Genomic DNA, 5,251 nt, shown 5'->3' on the forward strand with positions numbered 1-5,251 from the left:
GGAGCGGGCTTGCCCGCGAAGAGGCCCTCAAAAAACGCATCACGCACAAATAAGCGCACCAAAATGAAGCATTGTCGCAAGGAAATGCCTTTTATGAGTGCACAGCCTCACACCCTTCCCTCGCCAAACGCCCGCAAACGCCCATTTTCATGGCGCCATCGCCATTTTCGGGCACTGGCATGCAATTTGCTCCCTTGTGATGCAGGTAAGCTTGGCCGACTATCCGCGCCCGGCGACACCCTTTTTCCAGGGCAGCGGCCAAGCGCACCCTAGACCATCCGGAGGACAACATGTCGAAGTCGGTTCAACTCATCAAAGATCATGACGTCAAGTGGATTGATCTGCGTTTCACGGACACCAAAGGCAAACAGCACCACGTCACCATGCCGGCTCGCGATGCGCTGGATGAAGACTTCTTCGAAGCTGGCAAGATGTTCGACGGCTCCTCCATCGAGGGCTGGAAAGGCATCGAAGCTTCCGACATGATCCTGCTGCCGGACGACTCGTCCGCCGTGCTGGACCCGTTCACCGAAGAGCCGACCCTGATCCTCGTCTGCGACGTGATCGAGCCGTCCACCATGCAAGGCTACGACCGCGACCCACGCGCCATCGCCAAGCGTGCCGAAGAGTTCCTGAAGAGCACCGGCATCGGCGACACCGTGTTCGTCGGCCCGGAGCCTGAGTTCTTCATCTTCGACCAGGTCAAGTTCAAGTCGGACATCTCCGGCTCGATGTTCAAGATCTACTCCGAACAAGGCTCCTGGATGACCGACCAGGACGTCGAAGGCGGCAACAAGGGCCACCGCCCTGCCGTCAAAGGCGGCTACTTCCCGGTTCCGCCGTGCGACCACGACCACGAAATCCGTACTGCCATGTGCAACGCCATGGAAGAAATGGGCCTGGTCATCGAAGTTCACCACCACGAAGTGGCGACTGCCGGCCAGAACGAGATCGGTGTGAAGTTCAACACCCTGGTCACCAAGGCTGACGAAGTCCAGACCCTGAAGTACTGCGTGCACAACGTCGCCGACGCCTACGGCAAGACCGCAACCTTCATGCCGAAGCCGCTGTACGGCGACAACGGCTCGGGCATGCACGTTCACATGTCGATCTCCAAGGACGGCAAGAACACCTTCTCCGGCGAAGGCTATGCCGGCCTGTCCGACACCGCCCTGTACTTCATCGGCGGCATCATCAAGCACGGTAAGGCCCTGAACGGCTTCACCAACCCGGCCACCAACTCCTACAAGCGTCTGGTACCAGGCTTCGAAGCCCCGGTCATGCTGGCCTACTCGGCCCGTAACCGTTCGGCCTCGATCCGTATTCCTTACGTTTCCAGCCCGAAAGCCCGCCGCATCGAAGCGCGCTTCCCGGACCCGGCTGCCAACCCGTACCTGTGCTTCGCTGCACTGCTGATGGCCGGCCTGGACGGTATCCAGAACAAGATCCACCCAGGCGATGCCGCCGACAAGAACCTGTACGACCTGCCGCCTGAAGAGGCCAAGGAAATCCCACAGGTTTGCGGTAGCCTGAAAGAAGCCCTGGAAGAGCTGGACAAGGGCCGTGCGTTCCTGACCAAGGGCGGCGTGTTCTCCGACGACTTCATCGATGCCTACATCGAGCTGAAGTCCGAAGAAGAAATCAAGGTCCGTACCTTCGTTCACCCGCTGGAATACGACCTGTACTACAGCGTTTGATGCGCGCGGCGCTTGCGCCGTGACCGTCTAGAGAAACGGCCTCCTTCGGGAGGCCGTTTCTGTTTTTACACTCAAGCCATTCGGACGCATCCTACTGGTGCACCGAGCAGCATTGGCCACACTCGCATCTCCACCTGCCAGGAGATTCCCATGCACCCACTGCCACTTGCCCTGCTCTGCGTCATTGCCCTGTCCGGCTGCGTGAACGCCACCCCACCCGACACCACCTTCGACCCGCTGCTCGACAGCATCGAACAACGGCTGGATATCGCCCAGGCGGTCGCCCTGCATAAATGGGATCGCCAGCAGCCGGTGCAGGACAGCCCTCGCGAACAACAAGTGCTGTTGAACGTGAGCCAGCTTGCCCCCGAGCACGGGCTGGATCCGGCACGCGCCAGCCAGTTCTTCAGCGACCAGATAGAAGCCAACAAGCTCAGGCAGTACCACCTGCTCACGCAATGGCACCTGCTGCAAAAAGCCCCCGACATCCCACGCCAGGACCTCGCCAGCGAGATCCGTCCGCGCCTGGACCTGCTGCAAGGCCGACTGCTCGACGCCCTCGCCCGCTTCGACCAGGCGCCTCCCGCGCAGTGCGGCCACGCACTGGCCGAAGCCATTGCCTTGCGCTCCAGCGACGCCCCGCGTCGGCTGTTCCTCATCCGGGCCACCGCCAACCTCTGCCAACGCCCCTGAGGCTCTATGCTCTATATTGGTGCACAAAACCGCTGAACGCCCTGCAATGCACCCCAAATTAGGTCAGGAGAATCGGTAAACCAGGCTTTTCTGAGCCGATTTTGCGCATACCCAGCGCTTTATCGGGCAATTCCGCTTCTTTTCGGAGCCTTGGTTTGTTTCTTGCATTTTCAGGCTATCAGCGGAATACCAGCGTGCCCGCCCCTGGCTCGACCAGGGGCGCCATGTGCCAGAACAGCGCCAAAAGAGGTCAACGACGCCCCATGACCATCAGCGATGCACAGCACCGTCTGCTACTGGACAACCTGACCACTGCCACCTTGCTGCTCAACAGCGAACTGCGCCTTGAGTACATGAACCCGGCAGCGGAAATGCTCCTGGCCGTCAGCGGCCAGCGCAGCCATGGCCAGTTCATCAGTGAACTGTTCACCGAATCGACCGAGGCGCTCAACTCCCTGCGCCAGGCCGTGGAGCAGGCGCACCCGTTCACCAAGCGCGAAGCCCAACTGACCTCGTTGACCGGCCAGAGCATCACCGTCGACTACGCCGTGACGCCGATCCTGCACCAGGGCAACACCCTGCTGCTGCTCGAAGTCCACCCGCGCGACCGCCTGCTGCGCATCACCAAGGAAGAAGCGCAGCTGAGCAAGCAGGAAACCACCAAGATGCTGGTGCGCGGCCTCGCCCATGAGATCAAGAACCCGCTCGGCGGCATCCGCGGCGCAGCCCAGCTGCTGGCCCGCGAGCTTCCCGAAGATGGCCTGCGCGACTACACCAACGTCATCATCGAAGAAGCCGACCGCCTGCGTAACCTGGTCGACCGCATGCTCGGCTCGAACAAGCTGCCGTCGCTGTCGATGACCAACGTGCACGAAGTGCTCGAACGTGTCTGCAGCCTGGTAGAGGCCGAAAGCCAGGGCGGCATCACCCTGGTGCGCGATTACGACCCGAGCCTGCCGGACGTGCTGATCGACCGCGAGCAGATGATCCAGGCCGTACTCAATATCGTGCGCAACGCCATGCAGGCGATCAGCGGGCAGAACGAACTGCGCCTGGGCCGCATCACCCTGCGCACCCGCGCGGTGCGCCAGTTCACCATCGGCCATGTGCGCCACAGGCTGGTGGCACGGGTCGAGATCATCGACAACGGCCCCGGCATTCCCTCGGAACTGCAGGACACCCTCTTCTATCCCATGGTCAGCGGGCGCCCGGACGGTACCGGCCTCGGGCTGGCCATTACCCAGAACATCATCAGTCAGCATCAGGGGCTGATCGAGTGTGAAAGCCATGCCGGCCATACCACCTTCTCGATCTTCCTGCCCCTGGAACAAGGAGCCACAGCCCCATGAGCCGTAGTGAAACCGTGTGGATCGTCGACGATGATCGTTCCATCCGCTGGGTCCTGGAAAAAGCCCTGCAACAAGAGGGCATGACCACCCAGAGCTTCGACAGTGCCGACGGAGTCATGGGTCGCCTGGCCCGGCAGCAGCCGGACGTGATCATCTCCGACATCCGCATGCCTGGCGCCAGCGGCCTGGACCTGCTCGCGCAGATTCGCGAACAGCACCCGCGCCTGCCGGTGATCATCATGACCGCCCATTCCGACCTGGACAGCGCGGTGGCGTCTTACCAAGGCGGTGCCTTCGAGTACCTGCCCAAGCCGTTCGACGTCGACGAGGCGGTGTCGTTGGTCAAGCGCGCCAACCAGCATGCCCAGGAACAACAGGCGCTCGAAGCGCCGCCCGTACTCGCCCGCACGCCCGAGATCATCGGCGAGGCCCCGGCGATGCAGGAGGTGTTTCGCGCCATCGGGCGGCTGAGCCACTCCAACATCACCGTGCTGATCAACGGCGAGTCCGGTACCGGCAAGGAACTCGTCGCCCACGCCCTGCACCGCCACAGCCCGCGTGCGGCTTCGCCGTTCATCGCCCTGAACATGGCGGCGATTCCCAAGGACCTGATGGAGTCCGAGCTGTTCGGCCACGAGAAAGGCGCCTTCACCGGCGCGGCCAACCAGCGACGCGGACGCTTCGAACAGGCTGACGGCGGCACCTTGTTCCTCGACGAGATCGGCGACATGCCTGCCGACACCCAGACCCGCCTGCTGCGCGTGCTGGCCGATGGCGAGTTCTATCGGGTCGGTGGCCATGTACCGGTGAAGGTGGATGTGCGCATCATCGCCGCGACCCACCAGAACCTGGAATCACTGGTACAGGCCGGCAAGTTCCGTGAAGACCTGTTCCACCGCCTGAACGTGATTCGTATCCACATCCCGCGCCTGGCGGACCGGCGCGAGGATATCCCGGCCCTGGCCCGCCACTTCCTGGGCCGCGCGGCGCGGGAGCTGGCGGTCGAGCCCAAGCTGCTGAAGCCGGAAACCGAGGAGTTCATGCGCAACCTGCCGTGGCCTGGCAACGTGCGTCAGCTGGAGAACACCTGCCGCTGGATCACGGTGATGGCCTCCAGCCGCGAGGTGCTGATCGGCGACCTGCCGCCAGAGCTGCTCAACCTGCCGCACGATGCCGCGCCGGTCACCAATTGGGAGCAGGCGCTGCGCCAGTGGGCCGACCAGGCCCTGGCGCGCGGGCAGTCGAACCTGCTCGACAGCGCCGTGCCGAGCTTCGAACGGATCATGATCGAGACCGCGCTCAAGCACACCGCCGGACGCCGACGCGATGCCGCAGTGCTGCTGGGCTGGGGGCGCAACACCCTGACTCGCAAGATCAAGGAGCTGGGGATGAAGGTCGATGGCGGGGAGGACGACGAGGGTGAGGATCACTGAGGCCTGACGCGTCGCGCTGCGCTCATCCGATCCCAAAGCAAGCCCGGCTCCTGTAGGAGCGGGCTTGCCCGCGAACACG

At 63.0% G+C, this 5,251-nt stretch carries 4 protein-coding genes; all 4 read left to right on the forward strand.

Annotated elements, in window-relative coordinates; all coding sequences use genetic code 11:
* Positions 1–290: 290 nt before the first annotated feature.
* Positions 291–1,697, forward strand: coding sequence for a glutamate--ammonia ligase (gene glnA, locus HU729_RS24750; protein WP_063541420.1), 1,407 nt, complete (start codon positions 291–293; stop codon positions 1,695–1,697).
* A gap of 150 nt (positions 1,698–1,847) precedes the next feature.
* Positions 1,848–2,390, forward strand: coding sequence for a chorismate mutase (locus HU729_RS24755; protein WP_186711848.1), 543 nt, complete (start codon positions 1,848–1,850; stop codon positions 2,388–2,390).
* Between the two features lie 263 nt (positions 2,391–2,653).
* On the forward strand, positions 2,654–3,739 hold the full coding sequence (glnL, locus tag HU729_RS24760) for a nitrogen regulation protein NR(II) (RefSeq protein WP_186665741.1): 1,086 nt from the start codon (positions 2,654–2,656) through the stop codon (positions 3,737–3,739).
* Positions 3,736–5,172 (forward strand): nitrogen regulation protein NR(I), encoded by a 1,437-nt coding sequence (ntrC, locus tag HU729_RS24765; protein WP_186711849.1) that lies wholly within the window; start codon positions 3,736–3,738, stop codon positions 5,170–5,172. Before glnL ends, ntrC begins: the two co-directional genes overlap by 4 nt.
* The last annotated feature ends 79 nt before the right edge of the window (positions 5,173–5,251 follow it).

It is taken from the genome of Pseudomonas sp. RW10S2 (genome assembly GCF_014268985.1).
In the GTDB taxonomy this organism is placed as follows: domain Bacteria; phylum Pseudomonadota; class Gammaproteobacteria; order Pseudomonadales; family Pseudomonadaceae; genus Aquipseudomonas; species Aquipseudomonas wayambapalatensis.